Origin of the sequence: Wolbachia endosymbiont of Anopheles demeilloni (assembly GCF_018491735.2) — a bacterium.
In the GTDB taxonomy this organism is placed as follows: Bacteria; Pseudomonadota; Alphaproteobacteria; order Rickettsiales; family Anaplasmataceae; genus Wolbachia.
This window is the reverse complement of sequence record NZ_CP084694.1, coordinates 663,843-684,853: the sequence shown is the minus strand read 5'-3', so window position 1 is coordinate 684,853 and position 21,011 is coordinate 663,843. Positions and strand designations below refer to the sequence as shown.

At 34.7% G+C, this 21,011-nt stretch carries 18 protein-coding genes, 3 tRNA genes and 2 pseudogenes; 11 read left to right on the top strand and 12 right to left on the bottom strand.

What is annotated here, in order from left to right; translation table 11 throughout:
• Positions 1 to 34: 34 nt before the first annotated feature.
• Positions 35 to 111, top strand: a tRNA-Ile gene (locus JSQ73_RS03620).
• Positions 112 to 852: 741 nt separating this feature from the next.
• On the opposite strand, the gene JSQ73_RS03615 is transcribed toward JSQ73_RS03620, so the two are convergent.
• Complete coding sequence (locus JSQ73_RS03615; RefSeq protein ID WP_234301640.1) at positions 853 to 1,074, bottom strand: hypothetical protein; 222 nt, start codon at positions 1,072 to 1,074, stop codon at positions 853 to 855.
• Positions 1,075 to 1,172: 98 nt separating this feature from the next.
• Between JSQ73_RS03615 and JSQ73_RS03610 the strand changes: the two genes are divergently transcribed.
• The 4 genes from JSQ73_RS03610 to JSQ73_RS03595 are packed head-to-tail and all read left to right on the top strand — an operon-like array spanning position 1,173 to position 3,967.
• Positions 1,173 to 1,832, top strand: coding sequence for a CADD family putative folate metabolism protein (locus tag JSQ73_RS03610; RefSeq protein WP_214249634.1), 660 nt, complete (start codon positions 1,173 to 1,175; stop codon positions 1,830 to 1,832).
• Positions 1,833 to 1,854: 22 nt separating this feature from the next.
• Entirely contained in the window at positions 1,855 to 2,241 is a 387-nt protein-coding gene (locus JSQ73_RS03605) for a dihydroneopterin aldolase (RefSeq protein WP_214249633.1), read from the top strand.
• Positions 2,238 to 3,491, top strand: coding sequence for a dihydropteroate synthase (folP, locus tag JSQ73_RS03600; protein WP_214249632.1), 1,254 nt, complete (start codon positions 2,238 to 2,240; stop codon positions 3,489 to 3,491). The genes JSQ73_RS03605 and folP overlap by 4 nt, the downstream gene beginning before the upstream one ends.
• A complete protein-coding gene (locus JSQ73_RS03595; RefSeq protein WP_214249631.1) occupies positions 3,488 to 3,967 on the top strand; it encodes a dihydrofolate reductase in 480 nt (159 codons plus the stop codon). Before folP ends, JSQ73_RS03595 begins: the two co-directional genes overlap by 4 nt.
• A gap of 255 nt (positions 3,968 to 4,222) precedes the next feature.
• Here the strand turns inward: JSQ73_RS03595 and JSQ73_RS03585 are convergent.
• Positions 4,223 to 5,126, bottom strand: a pseudogene (locus tag JSQ73_RS03585) (alpha/beta hydrolase family protein).
• 454 nt (positions 5,127 to 5,580) lie between these two features.
• Between JSQ73_RS03585 and cutA the strand changes: the two are divergent.
• The 3 genes from cutA to JSQ73_RS03570 all read left to right on the top strand — a co-directional run bounded on the left by cutA (position 5,581) and on the right by JSQ73_RS03570 (position 6,545).
• On the top strand, positions 5,581 to 5,916 hold the full coding sequence (gene cutA / locus JSQ73_RS03580) for a divalent-cation tolerance protein CutA (protein ID WP_214249630.1): 336 nt from the start codon (positions 5,581 to 5,583) through the stop codon (positions 5,914 to 5,916).
• Positions 5,907 to 5,978, top strand: a tRNA-Gln gene (locus JSQ73_RS03575). Before cutA ends, JSQ73_RS03575 begins: the two co-directional genes overlap by 10 nt.
• 21 nt (positions 5,979 to 5,999) lie before the next feature.
• A complete protein-coding gene (locus tag JSQ73_RS03570; RefSeq protein WP_015587954.1) occupies positions 6,000 to 6,545 on the top strand; it encodes a hypothetical protein in 546 nt (181 codons plus the stop codon).
• Here JSQ73_RS03570 and JSQ73_RS03565 read toward each other — a convergent pair.
• Entirely contained in the window at positions 6,542 to 6,832 is a 291-nt protein-coding gene (locus JSQ73_RS03565) for a hypothetical protein (RefSeq protein WP_214249629.1), read from the bottom strand. The two genes, JSQ73_RS03570 and JSQ73_RS03565, sit on opposite strands and share 4 nt — an antisense overlap.
• A gap of 439 nt (positions 6,833 to 7,271) precedes the next feature.
• On the bottom strand, positions 7,272 to 8,468 hold the full coding sequence (gene dapE / locus JSQ73_RS03560) for a succinyl-diaminopimelate desuccinylase (protein WP_214249628.1): 1,197 nt from the start codon (positions 8,466 to 8,468) through the stop codon (positions 7,272 to 7,274).
• Positions 8,469 to 8,510: 42 nt separating this feature from the next.
• Here dapE and JSQ73_RS03555 point away from each other — a divergent pair, with 42 nt between their 5' ends.
• Complete coding sequence (locus tag JSQ73_RS03555; RefSeq protein ID WP_214249627.1) at positions 8,511 to 9,776, top strand: iron-containing alcohol dehydrogenase; 1,266 nt, start codon at positions 8,511 to 8,513, stop codon at positions 9,774 to 9,776.
• Between the two features lie 554 nt (positions 9,777 to 10,330).
• Here JSQ73_RS03555 and JSQ73_RS03550 read toward each other — a convergent pair.
• The 8 genes from JSQ73_RS03550 to lipB form a co-directional block, all read right to left on the bottom strand.
• A tRNA-Met gene (locus tag JSQ73_RS03550) sits at positions 10,331 to 10,402 on the bottom strand.
• The gene (gene purB, locus JSQ73_RS03545) at positions 10,393 to 11,694 is read right to left on the bottom strand and encodes an adenylosuccinate lyase (RefSeq protein ID WP_214249626.1); all 1,302 of its coding nucleotides are present in this window, start codon (positions 11,692 to 11,694) and stop codon (positions 10,393 to 10,395) included. Before purB ends, JSQ73_RS03550 begins: the two co-directional genes overlap by 10 nt.
• A 130-nt stretch (positions 11,695 to 11,824) precedes the next feature.
• The gene (rplI, locus tag JSQ73_RS03540; protein WP_214249625.1) at positions 11,825 to 12,379 is read right to left on the bottom strand and encodes a 50S ribosomal protein L9; all 555 of its coding nucleotides are present in this window, start codon (positions 12,377 to 12,379) and stop codon (positions 11,825 to 11,827) included.
• 3 nt (positions 12,380 to 12,382) lie between these two features.
• The gene (gene rpsR / locus JSQ73_RS03535) at positions 12,383 to 12,661 is read right to left on the bottom strand and encodes a 30S ribosomal protein S18 (protein WP_015587948.1); all 279 of its coding nucleotides are present in this window, start codon (positions 12,659 to 12,661) and stop codon (positions 12,383 to 12,385) included.
• Positions 12,661 to 13,434 (bottom strand): 30S ribosomal protein S6, encoded by a 774-nt coding sequence (gene rpsF, locus JSQ73_RS03530; protein ID WP_214249624.1) that lies wholly within the window; start codon positions 13,432 to 13,434, stop codon positions 12,661 to 12,663. The genes rpsR and rpsF overlap by 1 nt, the downstream gene beginning before the upstream one ends.
• A 48-nt stretch (positions 13,435 to 13,482) precedes the next feature.
• Positions 13,483 to 16,812, bottom strand: a complete 3,330-nt coding sequence (dnaE, locus tag JSQ73_RS03525) for a DNA polymerase III subunit alpha (protein ID WP_214249623.1) — start codon at positions 16,810 to 16,812, stop codon at positions 13,483 to 13,485.
• A 693-nt stretch (positions 16,813 to 17,505) separates the two neighbouring features.
• Positions 17,506 to 18,474, bottom strand: a complete 969-nt coding sequence (locus tag JSQ73_RS03520; RefSeq protein ID WP_214249621.1) for an LD-carboxypeptidase — start codon at positions 18,472 to 18,474, stop codon at positions 17,506 to 17,508.
• Positions 18,474 to 19,091 carry a lipoyl(octanoyl) transferase LipB gene (gene lipB / locus JSQ73_RS03515; RefSeq protein ID WP_214249620.1) on the bottom strand — a complete coding sequence of 206 codons (618 nt, stop codon included), beginning with the start codon at positions 19,089 to 19,091 and terminating at the stop codon, positions 18,474 to 18,476. Before lipB ends, JSQ73_RS03520 begins: the two co-directional genes overlap by 1 nt.
• A gap of 246 nt (positions 19,092 to 19,337) precedes the next feature.
• On the opposite strand from lipB, the pseudogene JSQ73_RS03510 reads away from it, so the two are divergent.
• A pseudogene (locus JSQ73_RS03510) lies at positions 19,338 to 20,496 on the top strand (phage portal protein).
• A 52-nt stretch (positions 20,497 to 20,548) separates the two neighbouring features.
• Entirely contained in the window at positions 20,549 to 21,007 is a 459-nt protein-coding gene (locus JSQ73_RS03505; RefSeq protein ID WP_234301635.1) for an ankyrin repeat domain-containing protein, read from the top strand.
• Positions 21,008 to 21,011: the final 4 nt, after the last annotated feature.

Here is a 21,011-nt window from a genome sequence, read left to right as displayed (position 1 = left end):
TTTCCTTTTGTGTGTATTATAAGTGTTAATAAAAGGGATTGTAGCTCAGTCGGTTAGAGCAGTTCGCTCATAACGAATTGGTCGTAGGTTCGAGTCCTACCAATCCCACCACTATTAATACAATTGCAAAACCTACTCTCTTACATAAGCTTTTTGTGTTTTTAAAGTACGCAGTATTGTAGTTGTTAGTGTTTGAAAATTCCACTATATAAAAATTACTTCCGGATATTTTCAATCTAATTATAATTGCAATTAGAGATATTTTAAGAGCTCAAAAATTTATCTTTGTCTGCAGGCTTTCAATTAATCTTTCAATAAAAAGCGTACTCTTCAGCTTATATCTGTCGTGTGTGCGCTGCATTTTTTTCTAATTTATACAGGAGGATTTTATGTTCAGAATTCCAGATATTTGACCTTTACCTTAGCTAATAAAAACCAACTGGCGCCTTTGGTTTTTATAAAAAAAATCTAGGAAATAACCAAAAACTGTTTCCAGGCATAAATTTGCCATCTATACCTAAAAAGTAATGATATTAGCATAATGTTCATATTTGTATGCCAATATTAATATCATTTAAATTGAAGAGTATTATGGAACAACAAGCATCAAACAAAGAGAAAGGGATTGAATTTAGATATAATCAATGTAAGCAGAAATGCCATTCCTACAAAACAAAACGGACAGACCAAGAATGCCTAGATAAATGCTATGAGAAGTACGTTTCTAAACTTTATCCATAAATTAGTGAGAAATTATTAGCTAGTGAAAACAATCTCTATGATGAAAGCACAAAATTATCACTTATAGCAGATACTCTAGATGCAATGTTTTTTTAATCACAAAAGAAACACTTATTTCAATATTTGCAGAGATGTTAGCTTTTTAGATATACTTTGACTTATTGAATAATTCTTTAAATTGGTAAAATACTGTTTCTTTTCCTCTATTTCTTTTTCACTATTCTTTTCAAATATCACTTCTGTTTTTATCTCTTGATTGAGCGAGCCCTTCTTTTTGAAATAATCATCTGTGAATTCTAAAAAGAGTGAAATTAGCTCAGGAATTATGTTCACTTGATGAGCACAACTCTGTAATCGGAGAAAGGTAATGAGAAATGCCTCTTGACATTTGATAAACCTAAACGTAGCCTAAAACAATTTAGTGTTTATTTATGATATTTGTTCAATCACTTAATAATCAATTAGATAGTTTACACTTATTAAAACACCCATTTTACGAGTCATGGAATGAAGGTAGCTTAAGCCTGCAGGCTCTGCAAACCTATGCTAAGGAATACTATCACCATGTTGCTGCTTTTCCTCGTTATATCAGCGGTATACATTCCTTGTGTTCGAATTTGAAAATGCGGCAAGTTTTACTTGGTAATTTAATAGAGGAAGAACAAGGTGACGAGAATCACCCAGAATTATGGCAGCGTTTTGCTGAAGGACTGGGAGTAGCACGTTCAGAACTTTGTGAAAATGCACAAATTAAGGAAACACGAGAATTAGTTGATGGTTATTTTGACATTGTAAAATCAGATTTTGCAGCAGTTCTTGGAGCTCTGTACGCTTATGAACGTCAAACTCCAGAGGTTTCTAAGTCTAAAATTAAAGGTCTGAAAAAACACTATTCAATAAATGACGAACGTTCTCTCAAATTTTTTACCGTTCATATGGAAGCTGATGAGTGGCATTCTGAAGAATGTGCAAACTTTATTGCAGATTTAAGCGAAGAAGAGCAAGAGAAAGTTATGCAAGGCGCTAAAAAAGGAGCAAAACTCTTATGGGGTTTTCTTGATGGCATGATGAATGTTAACGTTTGCCATTAATTATAAGTAGATACTAAATTCAGTGGTAGCATGTAATCTTCTTATATCTGATTTACGGCTTTGGGTTCATTTGGGATGTAGTGCAGAAGAGAAGTTTTCTCCCCAATTGGTGAGTATTGATGTTGATTTTACTTTTAAATCTCCTCCTTCAGGGCTTACAACTGATCAATTTAAAGATACTATCTGCTATTTGGAAGTAGTGCAAAATATTCAATCTCTTGTTCAGGGCAAGCAATTTAATTTAATCGAGCATTTAACTCATGAGATATACAGAGCCATTAATAACCTTTTGCTGCGAAAGAAGCATATTATTTCTTCTGTCAAGGTGACTACTCACAAAACTGCACCACCAATTCCTGGTGTGCATGGGGGAGTTTTCTTTACTTACTGTAATGAATTGCAAGAATGATCTATATTTCTATTGGGTCAAATATAGGGAATCGCCTTTCCCATTTACAAAGAGCTACTGAGTTACTAAAGAAGCGCTATTTAAAAGACTTAAAGTCTTCGATCATTCTAGAAACTAAGGCTATTTTACCAAATGGTGCTCCACCTGATTGGAACAAGCCATTTCTCAACATGATTGTCTATGGAAGTTGTTCTTCTTCTCCTGAGGAGCTACTAAAAGGCTTAAAACAAATCGAATGTGATATTGGTCGTCCACAAGTCTACGAAAAATGGGCACCTCGTGTTATTGATTTAGATATTTTGTTATGGGATGATCTAACGCTTGATATACCTGACCTTAAAATTCCTCACCCAAAATTAGTAAATAGACCATTTTTGCTCCACTTGATGGCAATTGTTAATAAAACCTTTGCTTTCAATGTTCAAGACTGTTTTTTAAAGAGTTTTACGCTTTCACCAAAGCTTATGGGTATCGTCAATATTACCCCTGATTCATTTTCAGATGGTGGTCTTTATTATGATGCGAATCGAGCAACCAAGCAGGCATTGCAGCTGTTATCAGATGGTGCAAGCATAGTTGATCTTGGAGCTCAATCAACAAGGCCTGGAGCTTCAATAAAGACGCCAGAGGAAGAGTATGAACGTCTAAAACCAGTACTTGATAATCTTAGCGACTATATGAAAACTGGTGATATTAAGGTCAGCATTGATAATTTTTGGCCGAATGTTATTTTAAACGTTTTGAAGCACTACAACATTGCCTGGGTAAATGATCAGAAGGGAGATCTGAATGATCATACTCTAAAAGCGATTGCTAGTAGTGGATGTAGTATCGTTATTATGCATTCACTCTCCATACCGCCACATAAGGACAAAATTATTCCACATGACACTGACCCAATTGATACTATAAATAACTGGGCAGAGAAGAGCATTAACAGACTACTAGGCCTGGGTTTTGATGAAAGTTCAATAATTATTGACCCTGGTATTGGTTTTGGCAAATCTATGTATCAGAATATTCAGATTTTACGCAGTATAGAAACTTTACAAAATTTTGGCTGCAAGGTTTTAGTTGGCCATTCCAGAAAGTCATTTATTTCCTCTTTTTCCATAGAATCTCCTTCTAATAGAGATTTAGAAACAATTGCTACATCTGCTGTACTGCAAAATAAGGTTGATTTCCTTAGAGTGCATAATGTATGTGACCACATGAGATTTTTTGTAGCCCAAGCTGTCTTAAAGGGATGAAGATTATTGGAATTATGGCTGTTGACCCTAATGGGGTAATTGGAATAAATAATGATTTGCCCTGGCGTTATCAAAGTGAATTCAAACATTTTTGTCAAGTAACCGACAAGCAAGTTATTGTGATGGGAAGAAAGACATTTGAAACCGTGCCTCAGAGCATACTAAAGAATCGTACACCTATTGTTTTCTCCCGTAACAAGTGTTTTAATAGAGGCCCAAAATGTACTGTTGTCTCTTCCATGCAAGAATTTCTGTCAATTCAAAGTAGTTCTCAAGTCTTTGTGATTGGTGGGGCACAAATAGCACACCTTTTTTTAGAGCATAACCTAATCTCAGAATTTATTATGACTGAAATTCACAAGCCCTATAAGGGTGATACATACCTCAATTTAGCATTTTTTGATCGATGGAATAAAACTATTCTCGTCAGAACAGAAGACTATACTATATTCAATTGTATCCGTTCGGCAGAGTAGTAAAATAAGGTAGGCGAGAAAAGACAACTATCAGTGCATGACACTACCTAGACACTGGCATCCAGTTAAATTTATGGATTCCAGCATCAAGTGCTGGAATGACAGGGGAGAACTACTAAATGACATCTTCAATTTCTGTACAGCTACATCGCAAGAAAGGAAGCACTGCTTTCACATTAGCAAATTCCCTGAACAGATGCATACAATTTAATACGTAATGAAGTGTGACCTTAGCCAAAAAAAGCAGAAGAAAAGTTAATGCGTTCTAGACGTAACTTTACTAAGTACCATTTCTCTTAATTCTTCAGTCAGTGTGCCACTATCCAAAACACTGTTATGAGGATCATCTTCATATATAAACAGATCATCACGAATCTTAATCGGATTACCATTTAATAATTGATCACCTCTTATCGCATTTGCCAATTGTGCAGGCAAGTGGTATTAATGTGTCTCTTGCGTGATTAATAATTACTATTGGCGTTTTTTCATTTTGTGACTTTTGCAAATTATCTGCTATATCAAAGTCTAAATCGAAGGCTTTTAGTATTCTTTTTAGTAGGAATGAAGGCAGTATACTCAAAATTTTCGTTTGAGGCATTGGAAAATGCTCTATTGCTGTATGAAAAGAACTAAAAGTGCTAGTGAAGACGATTCCTCCAAGTTTAACATCTCTATTCGCAAAATGCCTTGATACTTCCGATGCAACTGCTCCTCCAAAAGAATGACTGAAAAGTATAATATTTTCGGGTTTTACACCTTGATATATTAGTTGATCAATTTGCTCTATTGAAGACTTGAATAACTTTTGATCCTTATTTAGAAACGGAATCATGAGTAGGAATATAGATAAAAAAACACAAGCTGAAGCTGATAAGACTGCCAATCCATCTGTTCTAGCTGTTATTGAATTAGTGAGCAGTATGACAGTAGGTGGCAATATTGATGCTAGTAAGCATACGAAGCTGATTAAGGCATAAGTTATATAATTTTGAAATGCAGACGGGTATTTGTGTTCATGAGTGTGAAAATTAGGTATATCATGGTGGTGCATGAGCTCAGATTGCATATCTTTACAGAATGTAGTTGCATTTTTATAATTATCCCCTAACCCATGAAAGAATATAAGATGTATTTCTTTTTCTTTAGTGTTAGGCATTATTTTCACTATTAAATATTTTCAATTATATACTATTCTTATAATTTTGTTGAGCTTTTTCTATGTTAACTAGTGAACCGGCAATCTTAAAATGCTTGCAAGATCTACTTACATCAAGGTGCATGAGTTTTTTTTGTATCCGTTCATCAGAGTAGTAAAATAAGAAAAAGAGAAAAGACGACTAGAGAAATAAATGATGTTATTCAAGTAGCTGACACTGATTCCTTTATGGTGATGTCATGCCATTGTCAGCTACTTGGATAACATTCCACTCCAGTACTTGATGCTGGAATCTAGATGAAAAACCAGTCTCTAGGCACTGGGATGACAAGGGGAGAGCTACTAAATTACATCTTCAATTTCTGTGTGTCAAGCACTGAAGAGGTCTCTCCTATTTTCTCTTGATGAATAAATCTAAGTAGAGTATAGTAAAAATGCATTGATGTAGCGATTAATGAGCAATTTAGTTTTAGTCTATATAACTTTTTCAAACTTGAAAGAGGCTCAGGCTATTTCTGAAGAATTGTTAAACGAGAAGTTAATTGTGTGTGTAAATATATTTCCTGAAGTAAATTCTCTGTATTTATGGGAAGGTAAAATTAATAATAATTGTGAAGTAGTGGCAATTATGAAAAGTAGGAATGATCAGGCTGATAAGATTGTAGAAAAAATCGAGGCAATGCATTCTTATGATCAACCAGCCGTTGTGATAATACCCATAGGAAAAGCGAATAAATCTTTTACTAATTGGGTTAATAATGTTATTGATATAAACGATATTGGGGTGTAGCCAAGTGGTAAGGCAGCGGTTTTTGATACCGCCACGCGAAGGTTCGAATCCTTCCACCCCAGCTTTATTGAAGTGTGAGTGAAATGATATCACTTTTTTATAAATTAAGGTTATTTAATTACATACTGGGCAGTTTGAAAGATATAGTTGTCAAGCTATTTCTTTTCACTTTGTATCTTTATACATCGAGCATTATGCTCATGTTTCTCACCAGTGGCTTTTGGTATGCTGTAGAATTTAGCTCTTTCAAAAATGCATTTTACCATTTATATCAATATTTAAAATGGTATTATGAAAATAGAGATGATTTGGGTTATGGAGTTTCTATTAGAATATTAGTAGCGTTTCTTACTCCGCATTTTCTCTACAAATTATTTTCTGGCACAGGCTGGAAGTCTTTTTTCAAGGAGAAGATAGTTCAGATACTCAGCACAAGAAGAAAAATGAGTAATAAACCAAATGGCAGTAGTTATGGTTATAGTAATAAGAACAGTTACGGTAACAATAATCTTCAAGAGGCAGAACGGAAAGTGAATATGATAAAGCAGCTATTAATCCAAGATATAGATGAAGCTATAGAAAAAAGATTAAATGATATTTTTCTTGGTGAGAGGGGTAAACCTCATTAAAAGGGCTTTATCTTGTTTAGAATTGGCTGTATTTTGTTTTTTACGTATAACGGATCGCAATCAGCCAGTATACATGTTTCAACAAAATCTTGACTGAAGTTTGATAGCCAGGAAATTGCTTTACGTTTCTCTACCAAGCTTTCTGTTTTTTTACAGTTACTTGCTGCATCAATCATTGCCTGTGATATCACTGATTGCCATAGTATGCAGTACCTTTGTATATCATCTAAAGTGCTATTTGTTTCGTGATGGTGAAAAAATTCTTTGAAATTGAAGTTATTTGACATTATGTACCTCTTTAAGTTGAAAATTAGAATTTGAAGTAGTGCGAAAGTTGTCTGCTGTAATGAGTAGCCTTTATGACAGTCAGACCGGGTTTTATGTGAGCTATAAATGTTTAAGAAATTATATCTGTTCAGATCTATGTGAAACCAGTGCTTCTTTTCTTGTTATCCGAGCTGGGATCCAGGTTGACAAAAGCGCTTTACAACGTTTTGTGTACAAAAGCCAGTGTTGCATAACGCTATTTGTTCTTATACCCTTTTTGTCTATCTTATTTTGTCACTCTGCTGAACAGATAATTTTCGCCAATAAGCTTTCTACTGAATTTTTGTTATTGAGCTCGCACAGATCAAAGACAAGTTTTGATTCAAAAATACCCTTAATATTATAATAAGGGGCTGGTAAAATGTGTCTAGTAAGTTTTCTTCTCTATGCAACTGCACCTCAAGCTAATAATGGACCATCAGGCGTATTACCAATTACATTGATCTGGTTTAATATTTTATTAGTGGGGTAAAAATAATTTTTTATAAACTCCTTATATATAGCTGTTAATTTATGTATATCGTCTATTGATATGCATTCATTTACCTGATGTGCGGTTTTGTTGATCATACCAAATTCAATTACTGGACAAATATCCTTAATAAACACAGCATCAGATGTGCCACCATTTGTACTCAGCACAGCATCAATGCCGGTAATTTTATTTATCGCATCAAGCATAATATCAGTATTTCTATCAGGAATAGAGAGAAAAACGTTTCTGCTGCTCTGCATAGACAGTTTATAATCGTTAGTCACATTGGTGCATATTGCATCAATCATCTTATATAAAACGTCTGGTGTTTGTGTATTGTTATATCGAACATTAAAACCTGCTGCTATTGAACTAGGTATTAGATTATTAGTATTATTTCCAACGTCGATAGTAGTAATTTCGCAATGTGAAGGCTGAAAGTATTTATTACCAGTATCAAAAGTGGTATCTTTTATCTTACTTAGTATCGATACCATTTTATATATTGGATTATCTGCTAGATCTGGGTAGGCAACGTGCCCTTGTTTACCATGGCAAATCAATTTAAATGTTGCAGAACCTCTTCTACCTATTTTTATGGTATCACCTAATTTCTCACTACTCGTTGGTTCTCCAACTATACAAAAATCTATCTTTTTTTGCTTGCTTTTCATCCATTCCAAAACGGCCTTTGTTCCATGTTCTTCAGTGCTTTCTTCAGCGCTGGTAATCAATGCACTGATTGAACCGCTGAATCGAAACTTACCTGCAATTGAATCTACGATAGCAGCAATAAATGCAGCTACTCCGCCTTTCATATCAGCTGCTCCTCTTCCATATAGCATTCCATCTCTAATTTCTGGCTTAAATGGATCAGATATCCAATCTTTTAACTCACCTGGTGGTACAACATCAACATGTCCAGCAAAACACAAGTTTGGTACTCCATTTATATATTTTGCATAAAGATTTTTAACTTTATCACCAAACTCTAAAATCTCACATTCAAAACCACTTTTCTTGAGAATGGCTGCTATATGCTCTATTGCCCCATCGTCTTTTGGTGTTATACTTTTAAAAGAAATTAATTTCTTAGTTAGTTCTACAGGGTCAATCTTCATGTCAATCTTGAAATACTAACATTACCGTATTGTAAACATTCTATGCGATATTTAAAACAAATATTACAGCACACAGAACAAGTTCTTATTAGGGAAGTAAAAGTACTTGCTGATAATATCTATGAAATATGTAGACAATACGGAAATGACATTTTTCTGATTGCAGATGAAAATACAGCAAAACTTTTAAACAAAAACATACTGAATAAAGTTTCTCATTTAATTATTCCAGCCACACCTGTCATTCCAGCGCGTGACTATGATGGATCGCAGTGTCACGCTACTTGGATGACACCAAATAGACTGAACAGCGCTGCTTCTCTCCAAGCTGTAAACCTAGTTAGAAATAAAGCAAAAGATAGTGACTTAATGGTTGCATTTGGCAGTGGCACTGTTAATGATATCTGTAAGTACGCAAGCTATTTAGAAGGCAAAGACTACATATCCTTTCCAACAGCTGCTTCCATGAATGGATATAGCTCTGCAAATGCTTCAATATTAGTTGATGGATATAAAAAATCATTCGGAGCACATCTTCCAAAGGCAATATACATTGATACCGATATAATTGCCAACGCACCACCACGCCTCACATTAAGTGGATTTGCAGATTTCATCTGCCGTTCAACAGTACAAGCCGATTGGCTATTATCTCATCTATTACTTAGCACAGAATATAATGAACTCCCCTTTAAACTTGTTCGCAATCTGGAGGAAATTTTGCTCAGAGAACACTTGGCACTTGCTAAAAAAGATAAAAGAGTAGTTTTATTACTTATGGAAGCCTTATTGATTTCAGGACTCGGAATGGTGATGTCAAAAGGCAGTTACTCTGCAAGTCAAGGAGAACATATGATAGCTCATGCAATTGAGATGGTAACACAGGATTATTCCTCCTCGTTACATGGGGAAAAAATTGCTGTGACAACGATTACCATGGCTAACTTGCAAGAGGAGATATTGTCAATACAAAACCCGATTACCAAACCGATCACTTTAGATGTAAAACATATAACTCAGTGCTTTGGTAATACCGAATTTATAAAAATTCTAAAGCAGAAGCAAATGATGCAGCAAAAAATTCAAGAGATTATTTGCAAAGAATGGATTAATATTTCTAGTTTAATTAAGCAAAATTTACTATCTGCAAAACACCTGCAGAAAGTATTTGAAGATCTGTCAATTCCGTACTTACCGGAGCATCTTAATTGGAACAAAGAGCAATATTGCAAGGTAGTCAATCTTACATTTGCAACAAGAGATAGATTCACCTTTCTTGACCTGGCTGGTTGTATAGAAAAAAGTTAGATTTTGTGTATTCGTTCAGTAGGGTAGCAAAATAAGATAGACAAAAACAAAGTAACAAATGGTGTCATGCAAGTAGCTATCCAGCCTTTCTTAACAACAAAAATTTAGCATGACTTTTGTGCTCAAAAAACTTCTGGATTCCAGCATCAAGTGCTGGAATGACATGGTAAAATATTATTCAAGTAGCCTCTGTCCCAGTACCTATTCGGTGTCATTCAAGTCAACTCTTTTCTTGTCATCCCAGTGCCTAGACACTGGGATCCAGAAAACTTCACTTTAAATGAGTGCATTAGATTGTCTTTATATAGATGCCAGTGTCAGCTACTCGGATGAAATTCATTTAGTTGTCTTTTCTCATCTACCTTACCACTTTCTTGAACGGATACCATTAGCCATTCCCCTGAAAAGATACAACAAATGTTGTATCTTTATCACTTCACATACATTATTCCATATACTATATGAACAACTAAAAAAAAACTTCAGTTAATTGACAATGAATCACGTTATTTTGTCAAATGCGCTGCTATCGCCAAACCATAGCTTAGCTTGAGTGGCTGAGGAGGGATTTGAACCCCCGACCAAGAGATTATGATCCTCCTGCTCTACCACTGAGCTACTCAGCCTCATTAAAAACCTTGCTATATATATGATCTACATGTTTCGTATAATACTTCAAATCAAACAAAGATTCAAGTTTTTTAGAGTTAATAACTTCAAGTAAGGATTTATCTTGTTTCAGTTCGGCCAGAAAATCACTATTGTTTTGTTTCACTTTCATTGCATTGCTCTGAACAATTTTATACGCCTCTTCCCTCGCCAAACCACTATTTACCAACTCGAGTAATATTCGTTGTGAAAAAACCAAGCCTTTTGAAGAATTTAAGTTCTTTTCAATATTTTCCTTATTGATCACCAATTTATCTATCAAATCTGTTAATCGTACTAAAGCAAAATCCATTGCTATACAAGCATCAGGAGCAATGCACTTTTCCACAGACGAGTGCGATATATCTCGTTCGTGCCATAATGCAACATTTTCTAATGCAGGAAAAACATAGCTGCGTACTAAGCGTGAGAGCCCAGTCAAATTCTCACTTAAAATAGGATTACACTTATGCGGCATAGCAGAACTTCCCTTCTGCCCAGTGGAAAAATATTCAGAGATTTCGCCGACTTCAGTTCTTTGCAAATGACGAATCTCAATTGCAATATTTTCTATTGAGCTTGCAATTACTCCCAAAACTGAAAAGAACATGGCATGTCTATCACGAGGGATGACTTGAGAAGATATGATTTCAGGTATGAGTCCCATTTCTTTCGCTACATACTCTTCAACAAATGGATTAATATTTGCAAAATTACCTACTGCACCTGATGTTTTACAAATTGAGATCTCTTTTTGCGCGCTAATTAATCTCTGATAATTGCGTTTAAATTCAGCATAAAATCTAGCAAATTTTAATCCAAGAGTTATTGGTTCTGCATGCATTCCATGACTGCGTCCAACACAAACAATATCTTTATAATCCTCAGCTTTTTTTTTCAATACTATAAGTAAATTTTTTAGATTCTTGAGTAAAATATCACATGACTCTTTCAACTGTACTGCAAGGCATGTATCTAAAACATCAGAACTTGTCATTCCGTAATGGAGATAACGAACATCAACTCCTGCTTTTTCAGCAATATATGTCAAAAAAGCTATAACATCATGTTTTACAATGGATTCAATTTCGTTAATACGCTCAATATCAAATTCAATAGCACCAGAGAGCTTTTCAGCAACATCATTTGGAATAACTTTTAATTTTTCTTGAGCTTTACATGCTAATTTTTCTATTTTGAGCCATATGTTGAACTTATTTTTTTCTTCCCAAATAGAAGAGATTTCTTTGCGGCTATAGCGTGGGATCATTTTTGATTTATTCCAATAATGGTGTCATTCCAGTGTCACGCACTTGGATGAAATGAGGGGAGCACTTGAATGATACCAGCTTAGCAATGGAAGACATTTTTTTACAACTATAACAAGGGATCATCTTTGATCAGCTATCATCATCATCAGTAGCTTCTTTACTCGCATCTTGCTCTGCCTCTTTTTGCTCAGATTTCTGATTTTTCAACTTTGCTTGCCTTAATTCATGTGCATCTTTCTCAGATCTGACAACGTATATAGTAGTTGGCACTATCACTTTACTATGTAATTCTATATTCACTTGATACTCGCCCAAATTTTTGATGCTTATTCCACCAAAAGATAAACTATGATGACTTATATCATATCCTTCTTGTAATAAAGTCTTTGCAATTTCACGTGTGGTTACAGAGCCAAAAATCTTTCCATCCTCTGAAGCTTGCTTTATTAATATAATAAATTTATCATGCAGTGATGATGCAAGCACTTTTGCTACATTTAATTTTTTGGTATTTTCTTCTTCCAATAATAAACGCTGTTCCTCTAACTTTATTAAATTTTCCTTAGTGGCTTTCATCGCCTTTTTTTGTGGAAAAAGAAAATTACGTGCATAACCTGGCTTAACTTTGACAACTTCACCAATCTTACCTAAAGTTGTTATATTTTCCTTTAAAATTATTAACATAAATTACCTAACTTTTTTAGTACAGTAAGGAGCAAGAGCTAAAAAGCGTGCTCTTATAATTGCTAAGCGCAACTTTCTTTGTTTTCTTGCGCACACACCTGTTAACCTTCTAGGTAATATTCTACCATAGTCAGAGGTGAATTTGGACAATAAATCTATATTCTTATAGTCTATGTCCTCATCTTTAGATGCAGCAAGAGGACAGACCTTAGGACGCCTAAAGCCAGTTCTGTTATTTACAGACACGTAAGAATTATTAAAACTATTTCGTCTTTTCATCATTATGCACTTTTCTCCTCAATTTGTTTATCCATCATGTAAGATTTACCTTTAAAAAACTCATTAATCCGTACAGACAAGTGGCGAATAATATTCTCATTCAGTTTTACTCTACGCTCAAATTCATCCATAATGCTTGAAGTAAAACTTATACACATCATACAGTAATGACCACTTTTCATCTTATTTATTGGGTATGCAAAATCCAATAGACCCCAATATTCATATTTTATCAATCCTGAAGCTTCAATATTTTTCAAAAGCACTTCCAGCGTTTTATTCAATTGATTTGAGTCTACTATTTTAAAACTTTTTAAAACCTCTTGAAGGGGCTTTATTAGATGTTGTGAAATATTTTCCTTAAAAGCATTTACTACATTATAGATAAATGCACTTTTAGTGTTAGCTCCTGGAAGGTCCATAAAATTTTGTTTTATTCCCGTATCACTTAGTTCATTTTTCAATTCTTTATCGATTCTTGACTTTATTTCTTTTAAATTTGAAAAATCTTCTTCCAATTCAACCCATAAAATTTTTGTCAGAGTTTCCAAAAAATCAGAGTAAACAATCAGACTTTTTTTAATGCTTTCAGTACTTGCCTCTAGCTCTTGTTTTGTAACTGTGCTATGTTCTCTTTCTATCAGACCTTTAAACTCCTGAGAAATAACATCTGCTTTAATATTTTTCAACAAAATAGCCAATTCTTGGACCATTTCTTCTACTTCTTGCTGCAATAAGTTCGGTTGTGCTATAAAAGTAAATTCATAAAGATTCACTATATCTTCCTTTAATATCAATTAAACACTTTATTATATGAAACTTTTTTATATAAACAAGTTATTTGTATTAATTTCTACGCCTTCAATCCAACTTAAGTGAGATATTTCATAAATAGCTTGGGGGGTGATTGAATATGTACCTGGCAACAAGATGCTGACTTTATGTTTTTCGAGAAGAAACTTTAGCATTATTTTGGTTTTGCCTCCATTTTTCAACACTGCATTCAACTCCTCAGCAACTTTTTGCGAGTCTGCACATACAGCAGTTAAAACTAATCCTTTCATTAGAGAAGTAACCTTTTCTGTAAATTCAGATATGTCCTTTCCTGATAATCTCGTTGTGTTTTCTGAAATTTCAAGATCAATTATCACAAATGCTCCAGGTGAAAATAGATTCTTTTTTTCTTCTATTATTTCATTGTTGTAGAATGCTATTTCAGAAACATTGTGGGGATCAGAAAGTGTTAGGATAACAAATCTTCCACGTTCTGAGGTTCTCATACGCACATTTAATACTACACCAGCAGTTTTTATCGTTTTACTCTCTCCGATAAACCCAATATTTAATTTTTTCAAGAGAGTTCTAAATTTTTCAAGTGGATGATTAGTTAAGTAAAATCCCAATGAAAATAACTCATGCTCTAATTTTTCCTCTTCATTAAAATCTTCCACGTTCTTAAGTTTTGGCTTCAGAATATCAAGATTACCAAATAAAGCAGCTTGATTTGACTGCCTATTTTTATTTGCAAAGTAAATCAATGTGTCTATTGACTCATATAACTGCTTTCTATTTTTGTGCACATTATCAAATGTTCCAGATTTAATTAAACTTTCTAATGCCCTTTTATTTATTATATGCCCCAAATTTTGAATGAATTCCCATATGTCCTTATAAGAACTTGAGCGTGCATTTACTATTCCTTCTGCTATAGCAAAACCAACATTACGCAAAGCAGCAATTCCGTAGCGTATGTGCTCACCCTCTATTGAAAATTCATCCTTAGATTTGCTGATATCAGGCGAAAGAACAGCAACTCCACTGAATTTTGCAGCATGATAAAACAAATTCAGTTTGTCTCTATCATCAATGTTGAGATTCATCAAGGCCGTAAAAAATTCTAGCGGGTAGTTAGCCTTAAGGTAAGCTGTTTGGTAAGATATAATCGCATATGCTGCAGCGTGGGATTTATTAAATCCATAACCAGCAAATTTTGCAACAAGGTCAAAAATATAACTTGCCCTATCATAATCAACACCATTCTTTGTTGCTCCTTGAACAAAAAGTTCACGTTGTTTATCCATCTCTTCCTTAATTTTCTTACCCATGGCACGTCTGAGTAAATCTGCTTCTGCGAGGCTATATCCAGAAAGAATACGCGCTATTTCCATTACCTGTTCTTGGTAGATTATTACTCCGAATGTTTCTTTTAACACCTCCTCAAGCAATGGATGAATGTAATCTGGCTTTTCAAGTCCATGCTTTCTTGAAACATAAATTGGAATGTTATCCATAGGCCCTGGGCGATAAAGAGAAATTAAAGCGATGATATCTTCAATACAGTCTGGCTTTAATTTGATTAAAGCTTCTCTCATCCCTGAACTTTCAAGCTGAAACACTCCGATTGAATCACCTCTTGAGAGCATTTCATAGGTTCTTTGATCAGTCAAAGAAACCGAGGAAATATCAAATTTTTTTTCATCACGATTAATTAAACGACATACATGATCTATTAGTGTTAGCGTACCAAGTCCAAGAAAATCAAATTTTATTAACCCAGCTTTCTCCACATATTTCATGCTGTATTGAGTGATTGGCAAAGCCGAATTTGGATCATAATAGACGGGAACAAAATTTTCTAACTTTTGATCGCATATCACAACTCCAGCAGCATGAGTTGAAACGTGACGGTATATTCCTTCAAGCTTCAAAGAGATATCAAGGAGTTTTGCAATTACTTCATCACTATCTCGTTCTTTCTGTAGATTTTGATCAAACTCTATCGCTTGTGATAAAGTTACCGGATTTACCGGATTAAATGGAACCATTTTGGATATTTTATCCACCTGAGCGTAGGGTATCTGCAATACTCTACCAACGTCACGCAGCACAGCTCTAGCTTGCAATTTTCCGAAAGTGATTATTTGAGCAACATAACCGTACTTCTTCCAAACATAATCAATAACTAAATCCCTCTTTTCCTGGCAGAAATCAATGTCAAAATCGGGCATCGATATACGATCAGGATTTAAAAATCTTTCAAAGATCAGACCAAATTTTATTGGATCAAGATCTGTAATTTGTAAGCTCCAAGCAACAATCGACCCAGCACCAGAACCTCTTCCCGGTCCAACTGGAATGCCATTTGCTTTGCTCCAACGAATGAAATCAGAAACTATCAAAAAGTAGCCAGCGTAGTTCATCGAAGTTATTACGCTTAGTTCGTAATTCAGCCGATCGTAGTATTGTTTAAGGTCTATGTCCGTTTCATTTGCAATACGCAGCTTCAACCCTGAAACTGCCTGCTCCCTCAGTTCTTCATTCTCAGTTTTATTTTCTCGACAAGGAAATTTAGGCAAGATAGGCTGCCTGCTTCTTGGCATGTAAGAGCACCGCTTAGCTATCACTAAAGTGTTATGAATTGCTTCGGGAATGTCGCTGAACAGTTCCTCCATTTCTGCCACAGATTTGAAGTAATGCTCGGTAATTAACTTCTTTCTGTTATTCTCCAGGGCATAACTGCCCTCCGATATGCACGTTAATATGTCATAAGCCTCATAATCAGACTTATTTGGAAAAAACACATCATTCGTTGCAACTAGTGGTATATTGCGCTGATAAGCAAAATCTATTAAAGCTTCTTCAAGCTCTAGCTCTTTATTCAGCCCATGACGCTGCAATTCAACATATAAATGACCATCGAATGCTGAGAGCAGTCTTTTTATCGTTTCTTTATCTTGCTTCAATAACAGTTGAGCCAATATGCCGTCATATCCACCAGTTAAGGCGATTAGGCCTGAACTTAAATTTAATAGCTCATCAAAATCAACGTAATGAATATCGCTATTATTCTTGCGCTTTTTAAAAGACTCACTCACCAAGGTGACTAAATTAGTGTACCCTTGTTCATTTTTTGCAAGTAGGAGTATTGATAAATTTTGTTCTAAGTGTCGAACGATAATATTGCATCCTATTATTAGCTGTATTCCCCTATTAGCTGCATATTCTGCAAATTCAAGTGAGCCAAATAAGTTACCTGAGTCAGTAACTGTAACTGCCGGCATTTTGTTCTGCAAACAAAGACCAATCAGCTCCTCAATTTTAACCGAACTCTCAAGCAGAGAGTAAACGCTATGAACACGCAAGTGTATGAACATAAAAAACTTTAGATTAGCAATAATTAAGGATAACATTAATTTACTCATAAGGATATGCAATAGAGTCAACTTGACAAACCTCATCAGTCTTCTTATCATGACAATAAGAGTATTTATCCTTGTTTTTAATCTCTGCAGATTTAACAACAAAAATTCAGTAAAAAACTCAGATATATATTGGCAGATTACATAAAATTATAGTGGCTGCATGTCTTTTTATTTTTTCTACATTCAGCTAAAACGCGCTTTAAATAAGCGTTAGCACATTATTACAATGCCGATTTACATTATTATAGGGTTAAAACTCACTACTGGGGGATTCTTTTGCCTTTTTTCTTGGTAAATTTCTTAATATTTTTGATTGGTTAGGAGTCCTATAGAGATGTCATTTCAGTGCTTCTTATTACCTGTTCTGGATGCCAGTGTCTAGGCACTGGGATGACACTGAAGGGGTTACTCGAATGACAAGAATAAGGAGTACTGGGATGACAAGAAAGCACTGATTTCATATGCATCTGATAAAAAAGATGATGTCATGCCAGTGCCCAGACACTGGCATCCAGTTTTTTGTGCAATTTCGTCAAAAAAAAAGCGCTTTCGTGTTTACCAACTTAGTTGGATCTCAGTGTCAGCTACTCTGATGACAAGAAGGAGGGCTACTTGGATGACAAAGAGCAGAAGTGTAAGATAAAGTTACTTGTATAACTGTTGCACATCCATAAACTCCTTCTCGTTTTGAATGCTGATGATAGTGTGAGTGTTGAAAGGTAAAGGGTCATTTATATGTCCATGGCCTACTCCTTTCATTGTAAATACTGGAAAGTTGACACTTTTTGCAAACCTTTCTTTTACAATTTCAACAAGATTATCATTATAACAGTTAATAAAGTCTCCAAAGATTACTGCATCTACTTCATCAAAAATATGAGCTTGTTTTAGGTGATCTAGACTGCGCTCAATTGAATATGGATAAACTTTTATGTCTTCTAAAAATAGAATTTTGTTTTTTGCGTTTATTTGCCAAGCAGTTCCTATGCTATTTTCAACCAAAGTCATATTACCACCGATGATTTTAGACTCTAATCTGCCATTTTTTAGTCTAACTCCATTATTTATCATCTTTAAGTTGTCAAATTTGATAGAGTTGCGTTGGTTAAGAATTAATTCTTTTAATTTTTCAACAGAGCTTTCAGCAACAGAGTTATTTACTATCATTTCCAACATGGTACCGTGAAGAGTTTGCCAGTCATATTTAACTTGCAGATAAATATGTAAAGCAGTGATATCACTATAGCCTATAAGAATTTTTTTGTTTTGAGCAATTCTTTCTTTTTTATCATTGGGCAGCTTTTCTAGGTAAGGAATTAACCGAGAAGCCCCTTCTCCTCCTCTGATACACCAAATTATTTTGCTATCATCAGTGAGCGCATTAACCAAATCATTCGCTCTAAACTCATCAGAGTTAGAATAAAATGGGTTGTCATTACTGTATATTTTCTCCGAAATATGGGGATTAAAACCCAAAGTTTTTACGTATTCTTTTATATTAAGCAAATCTGATTCTTTTCCCTTCGAAGAAGGAGCAATAATATCAACTTGATTGATTGTGTGTGCAGGATTAGTGAGTAAAAGGCATAGAAAATAAAGAATAAAGGAATACATTAAAATATCTTATGAAACTCTTGCTTTAATATATCATCTAATTCGCAAAGAGAAACTTTTACTCCTAGTTTTTCCATTGATGTAACGCCGTAATCTTTTAGTCCACAAGGAATAATACACTTATAGTGGGAAAGGTTTGGAGAAACATTAAGTGCTATGCCATGATAAGTTACCCATTTTTTCAAGCGAATGCCAAAAGCTGCTATTTTTTCTTCTACTTCGTTGTTGTTCACCCAAATGCCTATTCTATCTTCCTTAAATTCCCCAAGTATATTAAAGTGTTTTAAAACATTTATGATCCAATTACTTAGGTCCCTGATATACAGCTTGATGTCACATTTGTTTCTTTTTTTGAGGTTTAGCATTAAGTATATAATGCGCTGCCCTGGCCCGTGATATGTATATTTACCGCCCCTGCCTGTTTTGTATATGGGAAATAATTTTTCAATAATGTCATCATCTGTTGCACCGATTCCTGCAGTATAAAGTGGAGGGTGCTGGAGTAGCCATACTAACTCATCAGATAAATTATTGTGAATTTGTTGAATTTTTGCTTCCATGAATTTCACAGAATGGTTATAATCAGCAAATTGGTTAGATATTAGCCATTCTGTCATATTCTATTTTTTTTAGGTCTATCAATGTCATTACAGTGCTTGACACTGGAATCCAGAAATTTAATTGTAGATAGCACACTGAACTGGTAAGCATAGTTGCTTTACGCTAAAAAGAACGTCTTTGACTAGATTGTATGAAAAATTGGATCCCAGTGTCAAGCACTGGGATGACATCATTCTTGTAACACTAATTGATATAATTCAACTACAATTTCAAATTTTTAACAAAGTTTTCAGGAGGCACATATGAATTTTAACATTTTTCAAAGAAAGAAAAGCAGTGAATACTCTGCTTTGCAACTAATGATGAAACCAAGTTGGAGTAGGCGCAATTATGCAAGTTTTGCTGAGGAAAGCTACATAAAAAATGTCATTGCCTTTCGAGCAATTAATATGATGGCAAGTGCTGCATCTTCGGTACCTTTTACTCTCTGCTAGCTTACTGATCAGGGAAAGTCACAACTAAAAACACATCCTTTACTAAAATTACTTTATTCTCCTAATCCAATGATATCAAAATCGGAATTTATTGAGGGGATTGTGACTTATCGATTAGTTAACGGCAATTCTTATGTATTGATGATTGAGGCGCAGAACAAACCAACAGAGCTTTATCTTCTGCGCCCCCGATAGAGTTGAAATTATTCCAGGAAGAAATAACGTTCCTTATGTCTATCGTTATACCGTAAATAACAACAGTTATGACTTTAGAGTTGATAAATTGACTGGGCGTTCAACAGTACTGTATCTTAAAACCTTTAACCCTTTGAATGATTGATATGGACTTTCACCAATTGAGGCAGCTGCATATAGTATAGATCAGCATAATCAGGCAATGCTGCAAAATGGAGCAAGACCAAGTGGTGCAATAGTTGTAAAATCAGAAAAAGATGGAAGTGGTGAAAACTTAAGTCAAGAGCAGTACCAACGCTTAAAAGGACAGATAAATGATCATTACTCAGGTCCTATCAATGCTGGAAGACCTATATTGCTTAAAGGGGGTCTAGAGTGGAAGGAAATGAGCTTATCACCGAGGGATATGGATTTTATTGAATCCAAACATAGCTCAGCTCGTGATATTGCGCTAGCTTTTGGCGTTCCGCCGCAGTTGCTTGGCATACCAGGTGATAACACTTACAGTAATTTAATTGAAGCACGTATTTCCCTTTGGGAACAGACAGTCTTACCGACTCTAGAAAATATTATTTGTCACTTAAATTCTTGGCTAGTGCTCAAGTTTGGCAAAGATTTATGTTTGTCATATGATAAAGACGCGATAGAAATTCTAATGGAAAAAAGGCAAAAGATGTGGAAATACGTGGAAAACGCAAGCTTCATGACGCTCAATGAAAAAAGAGAAGCTTTTGGCTTGCAACCGTTACCCGGTGGTGATAAATTGGGTTGATATTATTTTTTTTACATATTAAATTAACTACAATGAAATTGTGGGGTAAATTATGAATGAAAGGGAACAAAGAGAATTGGATGAACTATTAATGAATTCTTCTAAAGGAGAGAATATACAGCAGATTACGGAGTTGATAGAAGCTGGAGCAAATATTAATGCAGTAACAACTGTGCAAAAGGAAACTCCTTTACATATTGCAGTTAGGTATGGTCATAAGGAAGTAGCAGAATTGCTGCTTGATAGAGGAGCAAATGTTAATGCAGTAGATAAGAAAGGAAGGACCCCTTTATCTATTGTAGTTAGTGATGATTACAAAATAGGGTATTGCGATAAACCGATGGTAGTAAGAACTATAATTGCATATGCTGTGGTACATAGTGGTATCACAACGAAACCAGAGTGTATTGTCAAAAATATTGAATTGTCCAAATTTTGGGATGATTATCAGAATGAGATGATGAACGTCAGGCTTAGTAACAGCAATATATCATTATATCAGTTTCTGTAAGAGA